Source organism: Pseudomonas sp. R32, from assembly GCF_009866705.1.
Lineage (GTDB): Bacteria > Pseudomonadota > Gammaproteobacteria > Pseudomonadales > Pseudomonadaceae > Aquipseudomonas > Aquipseudomonas donghuensis.
Genome location: NZ_CP019396.1, coordinates 1,932,663 through 1,954,172, shown reverse-complemented (window position 1 = coordinate 1,954,172; position 21,510 = coordinate 1,932,663). Strand labels below are relative to the sequence as shown.

Annotated in this window: 21 protein-coding genes and 1 rRNA gene; 13 read left to right on the top strand and 9 right to left on the bottom strand. The window is 61.5% G+C overall.

Features of this window, described 5'->3' with window-relative positions; translation table 11 throughout:
- Positions 1 to 56 precede the first annotated feature (56 nt).
- Positions 57 to 1,593, bottom strand: a 16S ribosomal RNA gene (locus tag PspR32_RS08945).
- A gap of 609 nt (positions 1,594 to 2,202) precedes the next feature.
- Between PspR32_RS08945 and rhtA the strand changes: the two genes are divergently transcribed.
- Positions 2,203 to 3,090, top strand: a complete 888-nt coding sequence (rhtA, locus tag PspR32_RS08940) for a threonine/homoserine exporter RhtA (protein ID WP_159388326.1) — start codon at positions 2,203 to 2,205, stop codon at positions 3,088 to 3,090.
- A gap of 185 nt (positions 3,091 to 3,275) precedes the next feature.
- Positions 3,276 to 3,557 (top strand): hypothetical protein, encoded by a 282-nt coding sequence (locus PspR32_RS08935; protein WP_010224282.1) that lies wholly within the window; start codon positions 3,276 to 3,278, stop codon positions 3,555 to 3,557.
- Between the two features lie 62 nt (positions 3,558 to 3,619).
- Here PspR32_RS08935 and PspR32_RS08930 read toward each other — a convergent pair whose 3' ends face one another.
- Both PspR32_RS08930 and PspR32_RS08925 read right to left on the bottom strand, forming a co-directional pair.
- Positions 3,620 to 5,431, bottom strand: coding sequence for an aminopeptidase P family protein (locus PspR32_RS08930; protein ID WP_159388325.1), 1,812 nt, complete (start codon positions 5,429 to 5,431; stop codon positions 3,620 to 3,622).
- Positions 5,432 to 5,487: 56 nt separating this feature from the next.
- Positions 5,488 to 6,648 (bottom strand): aminotransferase class V-fold PLP-dependent enzyme, encoded by a 1,161-nt coding sequence (locus PspR32_RS08925; RefSeq protein WP_036994456.1) that lies wholly within the window; start codon positions 6,646 to 6,648, stop codon positions 5,488 to 5,490.
- 346 nt (positions 6,649 to 6,994) lie between these two features.
- Here PspR32_RS08925 and PspR32_RS08920 point away from each other — a divergent pair, with 346 nt between their 5' ends.
- Positions 6,995 to 8,104, top strand: a complete 1,110-nt coding sequence (locus PspR32_RS08920) for a DUF3182 family protein (RefSeq protein WP_010224285.1) — start codon at positions 6,995 to 6,997, stop codon at positions 8,102 to 8,104.
- Entirely contained in the window at positions 8,091 to 8,861 is a 771-nt protein-coding gene (locus tag PspR32_RS08915) for an alpha/beta hydrolase family protein (RefSeq protein ID WP_010224286.1), read from the top strand. The genes PspR32_RS08920 and PspR32_RS08915 overlap by 14 nt, the downstream gene beginning before the upstream one ends.
- Here the strand turns inward: PspR32_RS08915 and PspR32_RS08910 are convergent.
- Positions 8,844 to 9,221, bottom strand: a complete 378-nt coding sequence (locus PspR32_RS08910; RefSeq protein ID WP_010224287.1) for an antibiotic biosynthesis monooxygenase — start codon at positions 9,219 to 9,221, stop codon at positions 8,844 to 8,846. The genes PspR32_RS08915 and PspR32_RS08910 overlap by 18 nt on opposite strands.
- A gap of 88 nt (positions 9,222 to 9,309) precedes the next feature.
- Between PspR32_RS08910 and soxR the strand changes: the two genes are divergently transcribed.
- Positions 9,310 to 9,774: a redox-sensitive transcriptional activator SoxR gene (soxR, locus tag PspR32_RS08905; protein ID WP_159388324.1), complete on the top strand. Its 465-nt coding sequence runs from the start codon at positions 9,310 to 9,312 to the stop codon at positions 9,772 to 9,774.
- On the opposite strand, the gene PspR32_RS08900 is transcribed toward soxR, so the two are convergent.
- Positions 9,771 to 11,189, bottom strand: coding sequence for an FAD/NAD(P)-binding protein (locus PspR32_RS08900; protein WP_010224289.1), 1,419 nt, complete (start codon positions 11,187 to 11,189; stop codon positions 9,771 to 9,773). The two genes, soxR and PspR32_RS08900, sit on opposite strands and share 4 nt — an antisense overlap.
- Positions 11,190 to 11,267: 78 nt before the next feature.
- Positions 11,268 to 12,248 carry a GlxA family transcriptional regulator gene (locus PspR32_RS08895; RefSeq protein WP_010224290.1) on the bottom strand — a complete coding sequence of 327 codons (981 nt, stop codon included), beginning with the start codon at positions 12,246 to 12,248 and terminating at the stop codon, positions 11,268 to 11,270.
- 106 nt (positions 12,249 to 12,354) lie between these two features.
- Here PspR32_RS08895 and PspR32_RS08890 point away from each other — a divergent pair, with 106 nt between their 5' ends.
- Positions 12,355 to 12,912, top strand: a complete 558-nt coding sequence (locus PspR32_RS08890) for a cysteine hydrolase family protein (protein ID WP_036994453.1) — start codon at positions 12,355 to 12,357, stop codon at positions 12,910 to 12,912.
- Between the two features lie 21 nt (positions 12,913 to 12,933).
- Here PspR32_RS08890 and PspR32_RS08885 read toward each other — a convergent pair whose 3' ends face one another.
- Positions 12,934 to 13,497 carry a helix-turn-helix domain-containing protein gene (locus PspR32_RS08885; protein ID WP_010224293.1) on the bottom strand — a complete coding sequence of 188 codons (564 nt, stop codon included), beginning with the start codon at positions 13,495 to 13,497 and terminating at the stop codon, positions 12,934 to 12,936.
- An 84-nt stretch (positions 13,498 to 13,581) separates the two neighbouring features.
- Between PspR32_RS08885 and PspR32_RS08880 the strand changes: the two genes are divergently transcribed.
- The 7 genes from PspR32_RS08880 (at position 13,582) to PspR32_RS08850 (ending at position 20,739) form a co-directional block, all read left to right on the top strand.
- A complete protein-coding gene (locus PspR32_RS08880; protein ID WP_010224294.1) occupies positions 13,582 to 14,526 on the top strand; it encodes a DMT family transporter in 945 nt (314 codons plus the stop codon).
- A gap of 149 nt (positions 14,527 to 14,675) precedes the next feature.
- Entirely contained in the window at positions 14,676 to 17,591 is a 2,916-nt protein-coding gene (locus PspR32_RS08875) for a monovalent cation/H+ antiporter subunit A (RefSeq protein WP_159388323.1), read from the top strand.
- Positions 17,591 to 17,935, top strand: a complete 345-nt coding sequence (locus tag PspR32_RS08870; RefSeq protein ID WP_010224297.1) for a Na+/H+ antiporter subunit C — start codon at positions 17,591 to 17,593, stop codon at positions 17,933 to 17,935. The genes PspR32_RS08875 and PspR32_RS08870 overlap by 1 nt, the downstream gene beginning before the upstream one ends.
- Entirely contained in the window at positions 17,932 to 19,617 is a 1,686-nt protein-coding gene (locus PspR32_RS08865; protein ID WP_036994449.1) for a monovalent cation/H+ antiporter subunit D, read from the top strand. The genes PspR32_RS08870 and PspR32_RS08865 overlap by 4 nt, the downstream gene beginning before the upstream one ends.
- Positions 19,614 to 20,102: a Na+/H+ antiporter subunit E gene (locus tag PspR32_RS08860; protein ID WP_010224302.1), complete on the top strand. Its 489-nt coding sequence runs from the start codon at positions 19,614 to 19,616 to the stop codon at positions 20,100 to 20,102. Before PspR32_RS08865 ends, PspR32_RS08860 begins: the two co-directional genes overlap by 4 nt.
- Complete coding sequence (locus PspR32_RS08855) at positions 20,099 to 20,377, top strand: K+/H+ antiporter subunit F (RefSeq protein WP_010224304.1); 279 nt, start codon at positions 20,099 to 20,101, stop codon at positions 20,375 to 20,377. Before PspR32_RS08860 ends, PspR32_RS08855 begins: the two co-directional genes overlap by 4 nt.
- Entirely contained in the window at positions 20,374 to 20,739 is a 366-nt protein-coding gene (locus tag PspR32_RS08850; RefSeq protein ID WP_036994447.1) for a Na+/H+ antiporter subunit G, read from the top strand. The genes PspR32_RS08855 and PspR32_RS08850 overlap by 4 nt, the downstream gene beginning before the upstream one ends.
- Positions 20,740 to 20,753: 14 nt before the next feature.
- On the opposite strand, the gene PspR32_RS08845 is transcribed toward PspR32_RS08850, so the two are convergent.
- Positions 20,754 to 20,960: a hypothetical protein gene (locus PspR32_RS08845; protein WP_010224308.1), complete on the bottom strand. Its 207-nt coding sequence runs from the start codon at positions 20,958 to 20,960 to the stop codon at positions 20,754 to 20,756.
- Positions 20,957 to 21,427: a hypothetical protein gene (locus PspR32_RS08840; RefSeq protein WP_010224310.1), complete on the bottom strand. Its 471-nt coding sequence runs from the start codon at positions 21,425 to 21,427 to the stop codon at positions 20,957 to 20,959. The genes PspR32_RS08845 and PspR32_RS08840 overlap by 4 nt, the downstream gene beginning before the upstream one ends.
- Between the last annotated feature and the right edge of the window lie 83 nt (positions 21,428 to 21,510).

Sequence of the window (21,510 nt, the reverse complement as noted above, 5' to 3'; positions counted from 1 at the left end):
TTCAATGAATCAAGCAATTCGTGTGGGAGCTCATAAGACAGCTGATGTCTGTCGATTAAGGAGGTGATCCAGCCGCAGGTTCCCCTACGGCTACCTTGTTACGACTTCACCCCAGTCATGAATCACACCGTGGTAACCGTCCTCCCGAAGGTTAGACTAGCTACTTCTGGTGCAACCCACTCCCATGGTGTGACGGGCGGTGTGTACAAGGCCCGGGAACGTATTCACCGCGACATTCTGATTCGCGATTACTAGCGATTCCGACTTCACGCAGTCGAGTTGCAGACTGCGATCCGGACTACGATCGGTTTTGTGAGATTAGCTCCACCTCGCGGCTTGGCAACCCTCTGTACCGACCATTGTAGCACGTGTGTAGCCCAGGCCGTAAGGGCCATGATGACTTGACGTCATCCCCACCTTCCTCCGGTTTGTCACCGGCAGTCTCCTTAGAGTGCCCACCATAACGTGCTGGTAACTAAGGACAAGGGTTGCGCTCGTTACGGGACTTAACCCAACATCTCACGACACGAGCTGACGACAGCCATGCAGCACCTGTGTCAGAGTTCCCGAAGGCACCAATCCATCTCTGGAAAGTTCTCTGCATGTCAAGGCCTGGTAAGGTTCTTCGCGTTGCTTCGAATTAAACCACATGCTCCACCGCTTGTGCGGGCCCCCGTCAATTCATTTGAGTTTTAACCTTGCGGCCGTACTCCCCAGGCGGTCAACTTAATGCGTTAGCTGCGCCACTAAAATCTCAAGGATTCCAACGGCTAGTTGACATCGTTTACGGCGTGGACTACCAGGGTATCTAATCCTGTTTGCTCCCCACGCTTTCGCACCTCAGTGTCAGTATGAGCCCAGGTGGTCGCCTTCGCCACTGGTGTTCCTTCCTATATCTACGCATTTCACCGCTACACAGGAAATTCCACCACCCTCTGCCCTACTCTAGCTCGCCAGTTTTGGATGCAGTTCCCAGGTTGAGCCCGGGGATTTCACATCCAACTTAACGAACCACCTACGCGCGCTTTACGCCCAGTAATTCCGATTAACGCTTGCACCCTCTGTATTACCGCGGCTGCTGGCACAGAGTTAGCCGGTGCTTATTCTGTCGGTAACGTCAAAATACTCACGTATTAGGTAAGTACCCTTCCTCCCAACTTAAAGTGCTTTACAATCCGAAGACCTTCTTCACACACGCGGCATGGCTGGATCAGGCTTTCGCCCATTGTCCAATATTCCCCACTGCTGCCTCCCGTAGGAGTCTGGACCGTGTCTCAGTTCCAGTGTGACTGATCATCCTCTCAGACCAGTTACGGATCGTCGCCTTGGTGAGCCATTACCTCACCAACTAGCTAATCCGACCTAGGCTCATCTGATAGCGCAAGGCCCGAAGGTCCCCTGCTTTCTCCCGTAGGACGTATGCGGTATTAGCGTTCCTTTCGAAACGTTGTCCCCCACTACCAGGCAGATTCCTAGGTATTACTCACCCGTCCGCCGCTGAATCGAAGAGCAAGCTCTTCTCATCCGCTCGACTTGCATGTGTTAGGCCTGCCGCCAGCGTTCAATCTGAGCCATGATCAAACTCTTCAGTTCAATACTGCTTGGGTTTTGAGAAAACCCTAAACTTGGCTCAGCAATCTCAAATGACTTACTTTCAAATCTTTCGATTTTCGTGTAGCCACTTGTGATGCTGATAATCTTTTTGACTATCAGTCTGAGCTCACAAGCACCCACACGAATTGCTTGATTCAGTTGTTAAAGAGCGGTTGGTTAAGAGCTTTTCGTCTCAACCGAGGCGCGCATTCTACGCTTTCCTCAGAGCCTGTCAAGCGTTTATTTTGAAGTTTTTTCAGAATTTCTCTTTCAACTTCAACCACTTGACTCGCTGCGATCTCTCGTCAGCGGGAGGCGAATTTTACAGCGTTTCAAACCGCTGTCAACTGCCTTTTTCACCGCTGTCGATCTTTCGATCGAAGCCCTTCCGGATGACCCTGGAACCGCTAACCCTTTGAAACTCAAGGAGTTTTCAGTTCCGACTGCGCCGGAAGTGGGGCGAATTATAGAGAGATTAAATCGGCCGTCAAGGGTTAATTCAGGAAACCCCGAATAAAAGAATAATGCGCAGTATATTGCTCACCTTTTAGCCTTTGCGCATCATAGGCCGCCCGTGCTTCTACTTACTATAAGGAACGCCCTCCCGCGATGAACAGCCAACCCCGCAGCCTGGCCGCCACTCTCTTCCCTATTGGCTTGCTGCTGATTGCTATGGCCTCGATCCAGTCCGGCGCCTCGCTGGCCAAGAGCATGTTCCCAATCGTGGGCGCGCAAGGCACCACCACCCTGCGACTGATCTTCGCCAGCATCATCATGTTGCTACTGTTGCGCCCATGGCGCGCCAAGCTCAGCACCCGCACCCTGCGCACCGTGATCATCTATGGCATGGCCCTGGGCGGAATGAACTTCCTCTTCTATATGTCACTGCGCACCGTGCCGCTGGGTATCGCCGTTGCCCTGGAGTTCACCGGGCCGCTGGCCGTTGCTCTGTACGCCTCACGACGGGCCGTGGATTTTCTCTGGATCGGCCTGGCGGTCATTGGTTTGCTGTTGTTGATTCCGATTGGCCAGACCAGCGCGAGCATTGACCTGGTTGGCGCCAGCTATGCCCTGGGCGCTGGCGTGTGCTGGGCACTGTACATTCTGTATGGGCAGAAGGCCGGGGCCGAGAACGGCATCCAGACCGCCGCCCTGGGAGTGATGATTGCCGCGCTGTTCGTCGCCCCCATCGGCATCGCTCACGCCGGTAGCGCGTTGCTTACCCCGGCGTTGCTGCCTATCGCGCTGGGCGTGGCGATACTTTCCACAGCCCTGCCCTACAGCCTGGAGATGGTTGCTCTCACGCGCATGCCTGCCCGCACCTTCGGTACCTTGATGAGTATCGAGCCTGCGTTCGGTGCACTTTCAGGCCTGCTGTTCCTGGGTGAGGTACTGACCGTAGCGCAATGGCTGGCTATCGCTGCAATCATCACGGCCTCTGTCGGTGCCACCCTGTCGCTGCGCAAGGAAAGCCCGGCCCTGGTTGCCGCTGACTGATTTGAGAAATATTTGCATTTAAATAGACACTGGTCATTGTGCCGGGCATCCACCATCTTTAAGCTGTAACGTAACGTCAACCTTAAAGATATCTAATTGACAAGACAGGGACGCGAAGAGGCATCAGGGACGAAGCACGGGAAATTAGACACGGGCGATAGACCCGGTACGCATTAAGGACAGGAATGAAACGAATTTTGCTCATCCTAGCCATTTTGACCATCGCGGGGTGTGCGGCGACAGCAAGCACCGAAGTCAAACGAGGCAAGAAAGGTCTGCATATCAATTGCTCCGGCCTGTCTTCATCCTGGGATAAATGCTACGCCAAGGCCGACGCCTCTTGCGGCAGCAAAGGCTACAAGGTGATTGCCCGCTCAGGTGACGGCGACGCCGAACCTGGTGACTACCCGTTTGGCCTCAATCCGGCCGGCTACACCAGTCGCAGCATGATCGTCATCTGCAAGTAACCTGATCCAATAACAAGGGCAGCCCGCAGGCTGCCCTTTTTGTTGGTGCGTGAGCTCTGAACTCAGATCGGCCCGGTTCGAACCTGCAGCCACTTCAAGGCCGCACCATCCAGCAAGGGTTCGAGGCGTTCACGAACCTGTGCGTGGTAATGATTGAGCCAGGCACGCTCCTCGGCGCTCAGCCGATCCGGCAGCAGGCAGCGGGTATCAATGGGGCACAGGGTCAGGGTTTCAAACTCCAGAAAATCACCGAACGCGCTTTTACCCACCTCACGGTTGAACACCAGGTTCTCGATACGTACGCCCCACTCGCCCGGGCGATAGGTACCCGGCTCGATCGAGGTGATCATCCCTGCTTGCATCGCCGTCTGTGGCACCGCGGCCGCCTGATAGGCGATGACCTGCGGCCCTTCATGCACATTCATAAAATAGCCGACGCCATGCCCCGTGCCATGACCGTAATCGACCTGGTCAGCCCAGATCGGCGCCCGGGCAATGGCATCGAGCAGCGGTGATGGGATGCCCCGCGGAAAACGCGCCCGCGACAATGCAATGACGCCCTTGAGCACTCGGGTGCAATCCTGCTTCTGTTCAGTACTGGGCTCACCGATGGGGACCATGCGGGTAATGTCAGTAGTGCCACCAAGATACTGTCCGCCGGAATCGATCAGTAGCAGGCCATTGCCTTCGATACGCGCATGAGACGCTTCGGTTGCCCGGTAATGCGGCATGGCGCCATTGGCATTGAAGGCGGCGATGGTCGAGAAGCTCAGCGAGACGAACCCGGGACGACGCGCGCGCGCGGCGCTGAGCTGTTCATCCACCGTCAACTCTGTGAGCGGCTCTGCACGCGCCTGGGCCGCTTCAAACCAGGCGAAGAATTCGCACAGCGCCGCGCCGTCCTGCGCCATGACCTGGCGAATGTGCTCAAGGTCGACCTTGCTTTTCTGCGACTTCGACAACGTGGTCGGATTCAACCCTTCGATCAGGCGAACCCCAGGGGTGGTATTGGCCAACAAACCACTGGTAACCCGGGCCGGGTCGACCAACAGGCTTTCACCGGCGGGAATCGCGGCCAGCGCCTGAGTCACCTGCGCATAGTCGCGCAAGGTGATGCCATCGACTTCCAGCACACGACGCAAGTGCTCGTCGACCTTACTCAAGGCAACGAACAGGGTTGCCTGGTTCTGGCTGATCAAGGCGAAGGAGACGAACACCGGGTTATAGGAAACGTCACTGCCGCGCAGGTTGAACAACCACGCAATGTCGTCCAGGGTGGCGATGAAGTGCCAATCGGCAGCGCGTTCGCGCAGGGTCAGGCGCAGGTTGGCCAACTTCTCGGCACGGCTGATGCTGGCCTCGGGTGGCAAATGCTGATACACCGGGTTGCCGGGCAATGCCGGCCGGTCATCCCAGACCTCTGCCAGCAAGTCCTTCTCGGTCAGCAAGCGCACATTGCGAGCCTTGAGCCGCTCACCCAGCTGACGCGCCGATGCCAGCGCCATTACTGCGCCATCCACCGCTACCGCACCACCTTCCGGAGCCTGATCGGCCAACCATTCCAGTGGACCAGGTTTACCCGGCTGCAGTTTCACCAGCTCGATAGTGCTGCCCGCCAGCTCCTTCTCGGCTTGCTCCCAGTAACGGCTATCCGCCCACACACCGGCGAAATCAGCGGTAACGATCAGGGTACCGACCGAACCGTGGAAACCGGACAACCATTGCCTGGCCTGCCAGTACCCGGGCAGGTACTCGGAAAGATGCGGGTCAGCCGACGGCACCAGCAAGGCATCGACCCCCTCGCGCTGCATCACTTCACGAATACGTGCCAGACGCGTATTCACCGCTCCCTGCGTTGAAGACTGTGTGCTCATGCTGACTCCTGCTACCACGATATCCATTGTTGTTGGCGCAGATAATGGATCAGCCTTCAGCCATGGGCAACCGCCCAGAAGGGTTGTGAGTGTAACGAGGCCTTTATTGCCCGAACCGCCTCATCAATATCCTGTGCCTGGGTATAGCGCCCCAGGCTCAAGCGAATGGTCTGGCGCGCCGCTTGCGGGGCAAGCCCCAGCGCAAGCAGCACATGGGAAGCAGCATTGGCCGCCGAGTTGCAGGCGGAAGTCGAGGAGAATGCCAGGGTTCGGGCCAATTGCGCGAAGTCGGGACACTCAGCGCTGAAGGTCAGGCTCAGGGTGTGGGCGATTCGCTGCCTGACACTGCCATTGAGCTGAACCCCCGGCACCGTCAATAGCTGTTCCAGCAAGCGTTGCTGCAGTTGGCGGATGCGTGCGGTTTCCTCAACGAAAAGCGCCCCGGCCACGGCAAAGGCCTCGCCCATGCCAACGATCTGATGGGTCGCCAGGGTGCCTGAGCGCAAGCCGCCCTCATGCCCGCCGCCATGGATCTGCGCCTGTAACAAGGGCCTGGCACGCTCGCCGACGTAAAGGGCGCCAATGCCTTTGGGGCCATAGACCTTGTGTGCAGAAAAAGACATCAGGTCCACCTGCCAGCACGCTAGGTCGATCGGTAGCTTGCCCGCCCCCTGGGCAGCGTCAACATGCAGCAGTGCACCATGCTGGCGAACCACCTCGGCTAACGCGGGGATGTCGTTGACGGTCCCCAGTTCGTTGTTCACCAACATCAACGACACCAGGAAGGTGTCTTCGCGCAACGCGTTGCGCAGTGCTTGCGGGCTGATCAGGCCCTGGTCATCGGGCGTCAGCAAGGTCAGGGCGAACCCGTCCTGTTCCAGCTGACGCACCGTGTCGAGCACCGCCTTGTGTTCGATCTGACTGGTAATGATATGGCCACCCCGGCGCCCCTGGGCAAGGCCCTTGAGCGCCAGGTTGTTCGATTCGGTGGCCCCCGACGTCCAGATGATCTGCTCGGCTTGCGCGCCGACAAGCCCGGCAACCTGTGCCCGGGCACGCTCCACGGCCGCACGGGCGCTCTGCCCATAGCAGTGGGAGCTGGACGCCGGGTTGCCGAAAGTGCCGGAAACGCCCAGGCACTCGACCATTGCCTGGATGACTCGCTCGTCGACCGGTGTCGTGGCGGCGTAGTCGAAATACAGCGGAAGATTATTCATGACGGCAGGCTCTCGGGTTGTTGTCGCCGTGCAAAGCAGGCGCTTCCTAAATCCGTGTAGGTAAAGTGCGATCCCATACTGCACCAGCCCTGGTTAGAACAATAAATTATTAATTTTTATACTTATATAACAAATATCGGATCCGCTAATCACCGCTGCTGAACTTCTGCCGCTAAAGGACTTCACAATCAGTAGAGCCCCGCACAGGAGAAATCGCCATGCCACTGGGAAGTAAAGCCAACTACCCCGACAAGCAGTCTGGCGGCGGTAAGCGCGCCGGTGGCTCGCGCGCCAAAACCAGCGATGCCCTGCAGCACGCCTCCTGAACCCCGCAGAGGACCTGCCCATGCTCCGCTCAACCGACCGCAAGCAAGGCGTAGTGCTGCTGGATACGCGTCAAACCACACCCGCGCACGAGCACAGCGTGCACCTGAAGCTCGCCGAACGGCTCGCGCAGCTATTTCACACCGAGGTGGTAACACCCGCACAGCCGCCCACGGCCAAGGAGAACTTCTACTACCTGCCCACCGAAACCTTGATTGGCCTTGCGCGCTATCGGGCGATGGGCATCAGTGCACCTACGGATCTGTATGGAGGCCTGGTCAGCCAGCCCTACATGGCCACCAAGGCGATCTCCCATCCGCTGCCCGCCGATGCACGCTTTCCGCTGGGCTGGACCGATGATTTTGCACGTCTGGCCAGCGACGCGCTGTTACGGGGCTATAGCGTATTCAGCCTGGACGATGCGATTCGGGCCGCCGAGCTACTCTTGCGTGAAGGGCCCCTGCGCCTGAAACCGGTGCGCGCGACCGCGGGGCGCGGGCAAACGGTGGTCAACAACATGAAGGAGCTGGAACGCGCGCTGGCCAGCATGGATGCGCAGGAGATCGCCCTCTGGGGGCTGACCCTGGAAGAAAACCTGAGCGAGGTGCAAACCTTCAGTGTCGGTCAGGCGCTGGTCGCCGGTATCCTTTGCAGTTACTACGGTACCCAGCAGTTGACCCGCGACCACCAGGGTGCAGACATCTACGGTGGTTCCGACCTGGTACTGGTGCGCGGAGACTACGACGCCCTGCTGCAACTGGCGCTGGAGGATCACCTGCGCCTGGCCATCACCCAGGCCAGGACCTACGAACAGGCTGCATTGCAGGCCTTCCCCGGTTTTATCGCTTCACGGCGCAACTATGACGTCGCGCGCGGCCTGAACAGCCAGGGCAAGCTGCGCAGCGGCGTACTCGAACAATCCTGGCGCATCGGCGGTGCCAGCAGTGCCGAGGTTCTGGCGCTGCAGGCGTTTGCCGCCGACCCGGCATTGACACGGGTACGCGCCTCGACCCACGAAGCCTTTGACGCGCCTGAACTGCCCGCCGATGCCACCGTTTTTTATCAGGGGGACGACAGTGAAATCGGAAGCGTCTGCAAATACGCCCGGATCCGCGACTATGACCATCCATAGCGAACCGATTGAAATCCCGGTTGATGGTGAAAGTATTGCCGGGACCATCGTCAGCCCCGGCGCCAAGGTTCCCGGGATCCTTTTTGTGCACGGCTGGGGCGGCAGCCAGCAACGCGACCTGGCCAGGGCCAAGCAGATCACCGGGCTGGGTTGCGTGTGCATGACCTTTGACTTGCGTGGCCACGAGAAAACCGAAAGCCAGCGCCTGAGCGTTACCCGCGAGCAGAACCTGGCTGATCTGGTCGCCGCCTACGATCGGCTGGTCAGTCACCCGGCGGTCGATACCAGCGCCATCGCCCTGATCGGCAGCAGCTACGGGGGTTACCTGGCGACCCTGCTGACGGCATTGCGGCCGGTCAAATGGCTGGCGTTAAGGGTACCGGCGTTGTACTGGGACACTGAATGGGACGTGCCCAAGCAAGCGCTCAACCGTCAACGTCTTAGCGACTACCGTCAACGTGCTCTGGGCCCGGCTGACAACCGTGCACTGGGAGTCTGCGCCGAATTTGCCGGTGACGTGCTGCTGGTAGAGTCGGAACAAGACGATTTTGTGCCACACAGCACCTTGATGAGCTACCGCTCAGCGTTCGTCAGCGCCCATTCGCTGACCCACAGGATTGTCGATGGCGCCGATCACGCGCTCTCCAGCGACCGCAGCCAAAAGGCCTACAGCTCGATACTCAGCGCCTGGATCAGTGAGATGGTCATTGGCGCCCGCCTCGATCGCTACCCACACCATTCACCCTGGTATTCCTGACGCCATCGGCAGTTGGCAGTGCAGCCCATGTTCGGGGCCGCGGGCCAGGCTGCTGAGGGTATGGAAGGTATTGAAGTTGACACTCCTGGCCTGGTGCTGACGTATCAACTGCAAAAAAGGCTCCTGTTCGAAACTGCTGACAGCAGCTTCCCAAGCGGTTCGCGACTGCCATTGCAAGTATTGCAAGACCCTGCTGCCATCATCGCTGGCCTGGATACTGGCCGTTATCAGGCCGCTGTGTTGCTCGGCCAGGCGCTCGCTGCGCACCACCAGCGCCTGAGCCAGGGCGCGTTGGCGAGACGGCGCGACTTCGAACTCGATCATCTGGGTAAAACACAGGCTGTTGTCTGAAACCAGCATGGACATGCTCCCTCTGCCGTTGCACTTGCGGTGTGATGGCAGGCAGGGTAAAACCTCGAGTTAACTAGAGGTCAAGAGAAATTCCGCGATGCCCGATTCAGCCCCGAGCGCCCTCAGTGTCGGCCAATTGTCCGCGCGCAGTGGCGTTGCCGTGACGGCCCTGCACTTCTATGAAAGCAAGGGCTTGATTCACAGCACCCGTAGCGCCGGCAACCAACGGCGCTATCCACGCGAGACCCTGCGCCGCGTAGCGGTCATCAAGATGGCCCAGCGCCTGGGCATTCCCCTGGTAACCATTCATGCGGCACTACAAACGTTACCGGTGGGACGCGCACCCAGTGTGAAGGATTGGCAGCGGCTGTCGGAGCAATGGCGCCAGGACCTGACTCGGCGCATCGACACGCTGCTGGTGCTGCGGGACCAGCTCGACGGCTGTATTGGTTGCGGCTGCATGTCACTGCAAAGCTGCCCGTTGCGCAACTGTGACGATCAACTTGGCGAACAGGGCCCGGGCCCACAATTGCTCGAGCCTGGCCTCGAACGTAGCGACTAGTCGCCAGCCCCTGCCAAACGCAGCGCCAGCGCCTTGGCTTGCAAGGCGACATCGGTGACCGCCGTGCTCTCCCACCATAGGCCGCGCAAGGGTGGCCCCATGGCAAACAGGCGACGGCTCACCTGCCCTTCGGCATCGAGCACCGCCCCTCCTTCGTCGGCAGCGATCCCAAGGGCCAGAGGCCCTGGCTGGACCAGGCGGCGCTGCAGCAGGTTCTGCGGCAACGAGCGGGCAACCCGGCGCCAGTCGTATTCGATACCGGTGGAGTTGATCAACGCGGCAGCCGTTAGCCGTTCGACCAGCGCTTGCCCGCGAAAACGCAGCGTTACCACAGGCTGCCCGTCGACACCGATTTCGACTCCCTGCAGTGATGCCGCATGGATACGCAAACGCCCTTCTTCGACCAGGCGCGCCAGCAATGCCGCGCCCTGAGGCGGCGAACGATGATGATGGCTTTCCCACCAGGGTCGGACGTGGCGTACGAACTGGCGCTTGTGACGCTCGCTGGCCTGGCTCCAGAGCCTGGCGATATGCACACGCACGGTATCGAGCGGTGCCTGCCAGTCGATCCCCTGTTGTTGGGCGGTTCGGCATTGCCCGCGCAAGGCTCGTAACAATTGCAAGGGACTGCGCAGCGTCGGGTCAGTTGCCAGAAAATCTTCCCAGGCCGGCGGTTGCCGGCGTTCATGGGGCAAAAGGCCGTGGCGGGAGAACACCTCGATCAGCCCACGATGCCCGGCCGCCTGCAGCGACACTACGGCATCGACCATGGTCAAACCGGAACCGATGATGACCACCCGGCCATCGGCGTCAATCGACTGCATGGCCTGAATGTCCCAGGGATCGACCGCTGCGGTGTTCAATGCATTGTCGCTGAGCCGCGTGGTACGCGCCGCCGCAAACATGCCGGTGGCCAGCACAGCCCTGGTTGCGCGCAAGGTGCGCCCGTCGGCCAGACTGACGCTGACGCCCTGCTCGCCCACTGTCAGGTCAAGCGCTTCGGCCTGCACATGCTCAAGTTTCGAGCCCTGTTGTGAACCGATCGCCTCAGCTTCGGCCAGGCGCTGGCGCGCATAGACGCCAAACAGCCCGCGCGGCGCAAACAGCTCAGCCACGGGTACCTGCTGCTCGGCTGACTCCGGCCAACCGCCCGCTGCAATAAAGTGGCCGAGCCAGGCGGTCAGGTCATCGGCGTTGTCCGGATCGACACTCATGCGCGCGGCATTGCCATTGAGCGTGTGGCCCAGGTGTGTGGCGCTGTAGGCTTCACCACGGCCCAGCTCGCGGCGCGGCTCGACGATCAATACGCGGCGTTGCCCCGGTTGACGCAATAACTGGGCAGCCAGCATGGCGCCACTCAAGCCACCGCCGATGATCAGGACATCGCTCGCCAGGTTTTCTCGTTGCGCGCTCATCGGCTTCTCCGTCTTGTTTGCGCGCAATAATAAGCAGCAAAACACCCATTGCGCAGCCGGCCCCGTACCAAAGTAGGATCAGCCTCCAGGCGCGCAGAGGCGTCGCCGGTAATCACTGGGGGCAAACCCGGTGACTTTGAAGAACACTTTGCGAAAGGCGCCCGGATCCTGATAACCGACGCCCCAGGCGATCTGGTCGATGGATCGGTTGGTGAACTCGAGCATTCGGCAAGCCCGCCCCACCCGCACCTGCTGGCAGTACTCGGTTGGCTTGAGGCCGGTAGCACTGCGAAAGCGACGCAGGAAGGTGCGCGGCTCAAGGCCGGCACAATCAGCCATGGTCGCCAGCGACACGTCGCGCGCGCCGCTGCCCTGCAACCAGTGCTGGACCTTGAGCACCGCCTCGTCGCCGTGATCCAGCCGTGGGCTGAAAACACTGCCGGGGCGCTGCTCGCCGCTGACCCGCTGCACCGCAAGAAAACGCGCGGTTTGCGCAGCCAGGGTCTCACCCAGGTAACGCTCTACCAGCTTGAGGCCCAGGTCGGTCCAGGCCATCAAGCCGGCCGAGGTAATAATGTCGCCATCATCAAGCAGCGGCAGGTTGGCTTCTACCTGAACCCGGGGAAAACGCTCGGCCAGTGATTGGGCAAAATTCCAGTGAGTGGTCGCCGGGCGCCCATCGAGCAAGCCGCTGGCGGCGATGAAGAACACCCCGACGCAGACCGACACCAGCAACGCACCATCGCCATGCCATTGACGCAGACTGCCACGGTAGCGCGCGAGCAATTCCGGCGACGGGGCCTGGGTCAGGCTCGGCGGAATGACCATCGCGCGAAGTTGATGAGCAATGCCCGGATGGGTGTCGAATGAAACCTGCAACTGTTGATCAGCGCCCTCGCTCCAATGGCTTACGCGCAACACCGGCCGGTCCAGCGCTCCCAGTTCATGGCACAGGCGATTGGCCACGGCAAACAGGTCGGTCAGGCCATGGACCGCAGCCAGCTGCGCACCGGGATACATCAGCACGCCAATTTCCAGAGTGTCCCGCGCTGTCGCCATTGTCAGTTTTTCCCGCCATTTTGTCGTTCGCGCCAATCCGCAAGCGCATCGCTCAAGCCTATAACTATCGCCACACCACAACCACTCTCGACACGAGGCTTTTACGATGAGCAAACAGGCACTGATCGTCATCGACATCCAGAACGATTACTTCCCCGGCGGCAAATGGACCCTGGATGGCGCCGATGCTGCGGCCGACAATGCCGCCAGCATCCTTGCAACCGCCCGTGCCCGCGGCGATCTGGTCGTGCACGTGCGCCACGAGTTCGAGTCCAGCGATGCACCGTTCTTCACCCCGGGCTCCGAAGGCGCGCAGATTCACCCCAAGGCGGCCAACCGCGCCGGTGAGCCGGTGGTACTCAAGCACAAGGTCAATGCATTTTTGGGTACCGAGCTCAAGCACCTGCTCGATGACGGGCAAATCAGCAACGTCACGGTGATCGGCAGCATGAGCCACATGTGCATCGATGCCGTCAGCCGCGCGGCTGCCGATTACGGCTATGGCGTCACGGTGGTTCACGATGCCTGCGCTACCCGCGCTCTGGAGTTCAACGGTGTCACGGTTCCGGCAGCCCATGTACATGCCGCTTACATGGCATCACTGGCCTTCGCTTACGCCCAGGTGATCTCCACCGAGGACTATCTGACCGGCGCCAACCACTAACTGCGCCGACCCGCTGCGTGCTCAGATCACCACATTGCGCACAAAGCGGGTCGCCACTTCACCGTCATTTCTATAGGCATAGCGGCGGTTGCTGGCAAAAGTGAAGAACTCGCCGGCATTGAGCAGGTGTTGTTGCCCCTCGACCTGCAAGGTCAGGCAACCTTCGAACACGAACAACTGCTCGCTCCAGCCATCGGCATCGGGCTCGCAGGGGTAGACCTCGCCAGGCTCCAGGCGCCACTCCCAGAGTTCAACTTCACGGCTGGCAGCGGAGCTGGCCAGCAACACGGCCTTGCTGCCGGGATGCACGCCGGTCCAGGCCAGTTCGTTGATCCGGCTCGGGTCGCGGTTGTCTGGCGCTTTGATCAAGTCACTGAAGGCAACTTGCAGGGCTTGGGCGATCAGATCCAGCGTGGTCAGGCTGACATTTTTCTCGCCGGCCTCGATAGCCACCAGCATGCGGCGGCTGACGCCGGACTTTTGCGCCAGGGTGCTCTGGCTCATTTCGCCAGCATGACGCAGGCGACGAATGTTCTGGCTGACGTGCTGAAGCACCGAAGCGCGTTGACTGGAATCTTTGTGCACTATATTGCTCATCAATAGGGGTTGCGCAGTATACTGCCCACTTTCGCCGCAATTGTGCGTCGACCCTTTCCCGTGTGCAAGGCCATGACCCCAACGAACGCTGCTGAACGCCCTTCCGTTTCCTTCCGGCTGAGCAAGGCCGAACTGGTGCTGGTGTTTATCACCATGCTCTGGGGCGGCACCTTCTTGCTGGTACACAACGTGATGACGGTCAGCGGACCGATGTTTTTCGTCGGCCTGCGCTTTGCCGCCGCCGCCTTGTTCGTCGGCCTGGTCTCAGCCCGTACGTTGCCCGGCCTGACCGCCACCGAACTCAAGGCCGGGGTGTTGATCGGCGTGTCGATCATGCTCGGCTACGGCCTGCAGACCGTGGGCCTGCAAACCATCAGCAGCAGCCAGTCGGCGTTCATCACCGCCCTGTACGTGCCCTTCGTGCCCTTGCTGCAATGGCTGGTGCTGGGCCGCCGCCCCGGCCTGATGCCGAGCCTGGGCATTGGCCTGGCATTTGCCGGCCTGATGCTGCTGGCGGGCCCCGGCGGCGGTTCGCTGCAGTTCAGCCCCGGCGAAATCGCCACCCTGGTCAGTGCCGTGGCCATCGCCGCGGAAATCATTCTGATCAGCCGTTATGCCGGCCAGGTCGATGTCCGCCGGGTGACCGTGGTGCAGCTGGCCACTGCGTCGGCGCTGTCGTTCATGCTGGTGGTACCGACCCAGGAACGCCTGCCGGACTTCTCCTGGCTGTTGCTGCTCAGCGCCGTGGGCCTGGGCGCGATGAGCGCGGTGATCCAGGTGGCGATGAACTGGGCACAGCAATCGGTTTCGCCGACCCGCGCCACCCTGATCTACGCCGGTGAGCCGGTATGGGCCGGCATCGTCGGACGCATCGCCGGCGAACGCCTGCCGGGCGTGGCCTTGCTCGGTGGTGTGCTGATTGTCGTCGCCGTGGTGGTCAGCGAACTGAAGTTTCGTCGCCGTGGCGAAGAGCAGTCCCTGGCGGTTGACGCCGAAGAACCTGAAGCGGGTCTCTGATCGGCAAATGCAGGCTATCCTTTGAAAAAAACTGTTATAAAAAAAAGGATTGATACAGCGTTCTTGTAGGATTCTGCGACAGCTTGCGGGTTGGTGATCGACCGGTCGCCACGTATGATCCCTTACAAACTCCTGCAGATTAGAAATCTATGTCCTTGATAGTGCTACTGCTTCTGCCGTTTATCGGCAGCTGCCTGGCGGCTGTCTTGCCGCACAACGCACGCAACAGCGAATCGCTGCTGGCCGGACTGGTCGCCCTGGTGGGCACTGTCCAGGTCGCTTTGATGTACCCGCAGATCGCCCATGGCGGTGTGATCCGAGAAGAATTCCTGTGGCTGCCGAGCCTGGGCCTGAACCTGGTCCTGCGCATGGACGGCTTCGCCTGGCTGTTCTCTTTACTGGTGCTGGGCATCGGTACCCTGGTGTCGCTGTACGCACGCTACTACATGTCCCCGCAAGACCCGGTGCCACGCTTCTTTGCCTTCTTCCTGGCGTTCATGGGTGCCATGCTCGGCCTGGTGATCTCCGGCAACCTGATCCAGATCGTGTTCTTCTGGGAACTGACCAGCCTGTTCTCGTTCCTGCTGATCGGCTACTGGCACCATCGCGCCGACGCCCGGCGTGGTGCCTACATGGCCCTGATGGTTACCGGTGCGGGCGGGCTATGCCTGCTGGCGGGGGTATTGCTGCTCGGCCATGTGGTCGGCAGCTACGACCTGGACAAGGTCCTCGCTGCCGGCGAGCAGATTCGCCACCATACCCTGTATCCCGTCCTGTTGCCCCTGATCCTGCTTGGCGCGTTGAGCAAAAGCGCGCAGTTTCCATTCCACTTCTGGCTGCCCCATGCCATGGCGGCGCCCACGCCGGTCTCGGCCTACCTGCACTCGGCGACCATGGTCAAGGCCGGGGTGTTTCTGCTGGCGCGGCTGTGGCCGGCGCTCTCCGGCACCGAAGAGTGGTTCTGGATCGTCAGCGGTGCCGGTGCCGCCACCCTGGTGCTCGGCGCCTTCACGGCAATGTTCCAGAACGACCTCAAGGGCCTGCTGGCCTATTCAACCATCAGCCACCTGGGCCTGATCACCCTGCTGCTGGGCCTGAACAGCCCGTTGGCGGCGGTCGCAGCGGTCTTTCATATCCTCAACCACGCCACCTTCAAGGCGTCGCTGTTCATGGCCGCGGGGATCATCGACCACGAAAGCGGTACCCGTGACATTCGCCGCCTCAGCGGCCTGTTCCGGCTGATCCCCTTCACCGCGACCCTGGCCATGGTGGCCAGCGCCTCGATGGCCGGGGTGCCGCTGTTGAACGGCTTCCTGTCCAAGGAGATGTTCTTCGCCGAAACCGTGTTCATCAGCTCCACGGCCTGGGTCGAAGCGGCCCTGCCGGTAATCGCCACCCTCGCCGGTACCTTCAGCGTCGCCTATGCCTTGCGCTTTACCGTCGATGTCTTCTTCGGCCCGCCGGCCACCGACCTGCCGCACACACCCCACGAGCCGCCGCGCTGGATGCGCGCGCCGGTCGAGTTGCTGGTGATGACCTGCTTGCTGGTGGGGATCTTCCCGGCCCAGTCGGTCGGCCCGCTGCTGGCCGCCGCAGCGCTGCCGGTGGTTGGCGGTACCCTGCCCGAATACAGCCTGGCCATCTGGCACGGCTGGAATGCCCCGCTGATCATGAGCCTGATCGCCATGAGCGGCGGCATCGTGCTCTACCTGCTGCTGCGCAATCAGCTCAAGCTCGGGCGCTTCCCGTCACCACCGCTGATCGAGCGATTCAATGGCAAGCGCCTGTTCGAACACGGCCAGGTGCTGATCATGCGAGCCGCCCGCCGCTTCGAACGGGTGTTCACCACCCGGCGCCTGCAGAAGCAGCTGTTCATGCTGGTGCTGATCGCCCTGTTGGCCGGCCTGCTGCCGATGTTGCACAGCGGCCTGAGCTGGGGCGACCGGCCGAAGATTCCCGGTTCCGGGGTGTTCGTCATGCTCTGGCTGATCGCCATCGCCTGCGCCCTGGGCGCCGCCTGGCAGGCCAAGTATCATCGTCTGGCGGCCCTGACCATGGTCAGTGTCTGCGGTTTGATGACTTGCATTACCTTCGTCTGGTTCTCGGCACCGGACCTGGCCCTGACCCAACTGGTGGTCGAAGTGGTTACCACGGTGCTGATCTTGCTCGGCCTGCGCTGGCTGCCTCGGCGAATCGAAGGCGTCTCGCCGCTGCCGGGGACCCAGGAACGTGCACGGCTGCGCCGTCTGCGCGACCTGCTGCTGGCAATCGGCGTGGGAGGCGGCATGGCATTGCTGTCCTACGCCATGCTGACCCGCCCGACCCCCAACGACATCTCCTCGTTCTACCTGAGCCGGGCCATGCCCGAGGGCGGCGGCAGCAACGTGGTCAACGTCATGCTGGTGGACTTCCGCGGTTTCGATACCCTGGGCGAGATCACCGTACTGGTGGCCGTGGCTCTGGCGGTGTTCGCCCTGCTGCGACGCTTCCGCCCGCCCAAGGAAAGCATGCAGTTGCCGGCCCAGCAGCGCCTGCTGGCACCGGACGTGGTCACCGACCTGGTCAACCCGCGCCACGCGGCCGACACCGCGCTGGGCTTCATGATGGTGCCGGCGGCGCTGGTGCGCCTGCTGCTGCCGATCGCCCTGGTGGTATCGATGTACCTGTTCATGCGCGGCCACAACCAGCCAGGTGGCGGCTTCGTTGCCGGCCTGGTGATGTCGGTGGCGTTCATTCTTCAGTACATGGTGGCCGGGACCCAGTGGGTCGAGGCGCAGATGAGCTTGCGGCCGCTGCGCTGGATGGGCACTGGCCTGCTGTGCGCCACCCTGACCGGCGTCGGGGCGATGTTGCTGGGCTACCCGTTCCTGACCACTCACACCGCGCACCTGCACTTGCCACTGCTGGGTGACACCCACCTGGCCAGTGCGCTGTTCTTCGATATCGGCGTGTTCACCGTGGTGGTCGGTTCGACCCTGCTGATCCTCACCGCGCTGGCTCACCAGTCGGTGCGCGGTCATCGCCCGGGCAGCCAACAGAAACCCACTCAAGCAGGAGCCGCCTGATGGAAGAAGTCATTGCAATCGCCATCGGTGTGCTCGCCGCCTCCGGGGTCTGGCTGATCCTGCGGCCACGGACCTTCCAGGTGGTGATGGGCCTGTGCCTGCTGTCGTACGGGGTCAACCTGTTCATCTTCAGCATGGGCAGCCTGTTCATCGGCAAGGAGCCGATCATCAAGGACGGCGTGCCCCAGGACCTGCTCAACTACACCGACCCGCTGCCCCAGGCCCTGGTGCTCACCGCGATCGTCATCAGCTTCGCCATGACCGCGCTGTTCCTGGTGGTGCTGCTGGCCTCCCGCGGCCTGACCGGGACCGACCACGTCGATGGCCGGGAGCCTAACGAATGAGTGCGATGAACCAACTGATCGTCGCGCCCATCCTGCTGCCGCTGCTGACTGCGGCGCTGATGTTGCTGCTCGGGGAAAAACGCCGGCCGCTCAAGGCCCGTATCAACCTGATCTCCAGCCTGCTCGGTTTGGGCATCGCCATCACCCTGCTGCTGTGGGTGCAGGGCCAGGGGCAAGCCAGCTCGATTGGCGTGTACCTGCCCGGCAACTGGCCGGCGCCATTCGGCATCGTGCTGGTGGTCGACCGCCTTTCGGCCCTGATGCTGGTGCTGACCGGCATCGTCGGGGTCAGCGCCCTGGTGTTCGCCATGGCCCGCTGGGATCGCGCCGGCGCCAGCTTCCACGCCTTGTTCCAGATTCAACTGATGGGACTGTACGGGGCGTTCCTCACTGCCGACCTGTTCAACCTGTTCGTGTTTTTCGAGGTCCTGCTGGCGGCGTCCTACGGTCTGATCCTGCACGGTTCGGGTCGTGCCCGGGTCAAGGCCGGGCTGCATTACATCGCCATCAACCTCCTGGCTTCATCGCTGTTCCTGATTGGCGCGGCGATGCTCTACGGTGTCACCGGTACCCTGAACATGGCCGACCTGGCACTGAAGATCCCGCTGGTGCCGGAGGCTGATCGCGGCCTGTTGCACGCCGGCGCGGCGATCCTGGCCACGGCGTTCCTGGCCAAGGCCGGGATCTGGCCGCTGAACTTCTGGCTGGTGCCGGCTTATTCGTCAGCCAGCGCGCCAGTGGCTGCGTTGTTCGCGATCATGACCAAGGTCGGTTTCTACACCGTACTGCGTCTATGGACGCTGCTGTTCTCCGGCCAGGCTGGTGCTTCGGCGTTCTTTGGCGGCGACTGGCTGATCTATGGCGGCCTGGCCACCCTGGGTTGCGCGGCGGTGTCGATACTCGCGGCACAGCGCCTGGAGCGCATGGCCAGCCTGAGCATCCTGGTCTCGGCCGGCACCCTGCTGGCGGCTATCGGCTTCGGCCAGGCGACCCTGACGGCAGCAGCGTTGTTCTACCTGGTCAGCTCGACCCTGGCGCTGTGTGCGCTATTGCTGCTGGCCGAACTGATCGAGCGTTCGCGCTCGGCCAACGAAATCCCCCTGGACGATGAAGGTGACGGCCTGCCCTCCTGCGTAGAATCGCTGCACCCGCCCAAAGGCATCAACCTCGATGACGAACAGAAGGCAGTGATCGGCCAGGTGATCCCCTGGACCATGGCGTTCCTGGGCCTGAGCTTCATCGCCTGCGCCCTGCTGATCATCGGCATGCCGCCGCTGTCGGGCTTTATCGGCAAACTCAGCCTGATCAGTGCGCTATTCAATCCCCAAGGCTTGGGTGTCTCGCCAGAGCAACCACTGAGCGTCGCCGGCTGGATGCTGGTGGCATTGCTGGTGCTCTCTGGCATGGCCTCGCTGATCGCCCTGACCCGCGTCGGCATCCAGCGTTTCTGGACCCCCCAGGAGCGCCCGTCGCCGTTGCTGCGCCGTTATGAGTGCATCCCCATCGTGGTGCTCCTGGGCCTGTGCGTGCTGCTCAGCCTGCGCGCCGAACCATTGCTGCGCTACACCCAGGACACTGCGGCCGGCCTGCAGGACCCTGAGCAATACGTCAGCGCCGTACTCGGTACCCGACCAGTGCCCGGGCCCACCACCCTGGCGGCCAGTAGCGAGGTGCAGCCATGAAGCGTGTGTTCCCTGCCCCGTTGCTGTCCCTGTCGCTGTGGCTGCTGTGGCTGGTCCTGAACCTGTCGATCAGCCCCGGCAATCTGCTGCTGGGTGCCTTGCTGGGCATCGTCGCGCCGCTGCTGATGGCGCCACTGCGGCCACTGCCGGTACGCATACGTCATCCAGGCACCATCGCGCGCCTGATCCTGCGGGTTGGCGTCGATGTGCTGGTGTCCAACCTGCAGGTCGCCCGCGGCGTCTGGTCAGCCAAGCGCCGGCCACCACGCTCGCGGTTCGTGCATATTCCCCTGGACCTGCGCGACGCCCACGGCCTGGCGGCGTTATCGATGATCACCACGGTGATCCCCGGGACCATCTGGTCGGAGCTGGCCCTGGACCGCAGCATCCTCTTGCTGCACGTGTTCGACCTGGACGACGAGACCCGCTTCATTGAGCACTTCAAACACACCTATGAACGCCCGCTGATGGAGATTTTCGAATGACTGGCCTGCTTGCCAATGCCATTCTCGCCAGCCTGTTCATCTTCGCCCTGGCCATGGCCCTGACCCTGGTGCGGCTGTTTCGCGGCCCCTCGGCCCAGGACCGGGTACTGGCGCTGGATTACCTGTACATCCTGGCCATGCTGATGATGCTGGTGCTGGGCATCCGCTACGCCAGCGACACCTACTTCGAGGGTGCGCTGCTGATCGCGCTGTTCGGCTTTGTCGGCTCCTTCGCCCTGGCCAAGTTCCTCCTGCGTGGCGAGGTGATCGAATGATCAATGCCAATGAACTGCCGTTTTGGGTAGAGATGCTGGTCGCCGCGTTGTTGTTGCTGAGCAGCCTGTTCGCCCTGAGCGGTGCCGTCGGCCTGATTCGCCTGAAAGACTTCTTTCAGCGCATGCACCCACCGGCGCTGGCATCGACCCTGGGCGCCTGGTGCGTGGCCCTGGCCTCGATCCTGTACTTCTCGATGCTCAAGGAGTCGCCGGTGCTGCATGCCTGGCTGATCCCGATCCTGCTGTCGATCACCGTGCCGGTCACCACGCTGCTGCTGGCCCGCGCCGCATTGTTTCGCAAACGCATGTCCGGCGATGACGTACCTGAAGAAGTCAGCAGTGGCCGCGATCGGGGCAACTAGGGTCTACCCCAGGATCAACCGCTGAGTTGCTGCAGCTCGCGGCGGACCATAGCGGCATACTCGGGCGGGCTCAGTTTGTAGAGCTCAGTGGCCACCCAATCGAACCAGGCAGCCTGCATCTGTGGGCGCTGCAATAGCCATTGTTCGGCCAGAGCCCTTGCTTGCGCCTGGTGCCGGACATGGAAGTCGGCACGACTGGGGCGTTCGACAGGCTCGCTCACTCGCTGGCCTTGAAGGTGGTCAATTCACCTTTCTGCCATTTGGCAACCTTGCGGGTCACAGCTTTGAGGGTCTTGCTCAGGCCCTCCTGCAACTGCTCATGGGCGGCGAATACCAAGGCTACGCCCTGCCCTTCTTTGAAGACGATGCCTTCGCCTTCCGGTACCGAGACAAAGGCATAATCACCCAGGCCGTACACCGTCAGCTTGATCTCGCGAAATCGAATCTCCAGCTTGCCACCTTCACGGCTGGGCAATACGGCGGCGCGAAAATGATCACCGACCTTGAGCTCCAAGCGCTGTTTGTCATCCACCACCAAGGCGGTTTCAGTATCGATCTCGGCCATGTACAGGCCCTCCGCATTCTGTTCGGTGACATAAACAAAACGCGATTGAAACTGTTTGACCAGTTTCGCCCTGAGGTCGCCCAGAACAAACAGGGCGTGTGTATCCAGATTGCTGACTGCCAAAGAAGAATTCCTCAAAACCGATTACACGCCACTCCCCCACCGGGCCACGAGACGCCCGCAAGGCAGCGGTACTTCAATTCGAA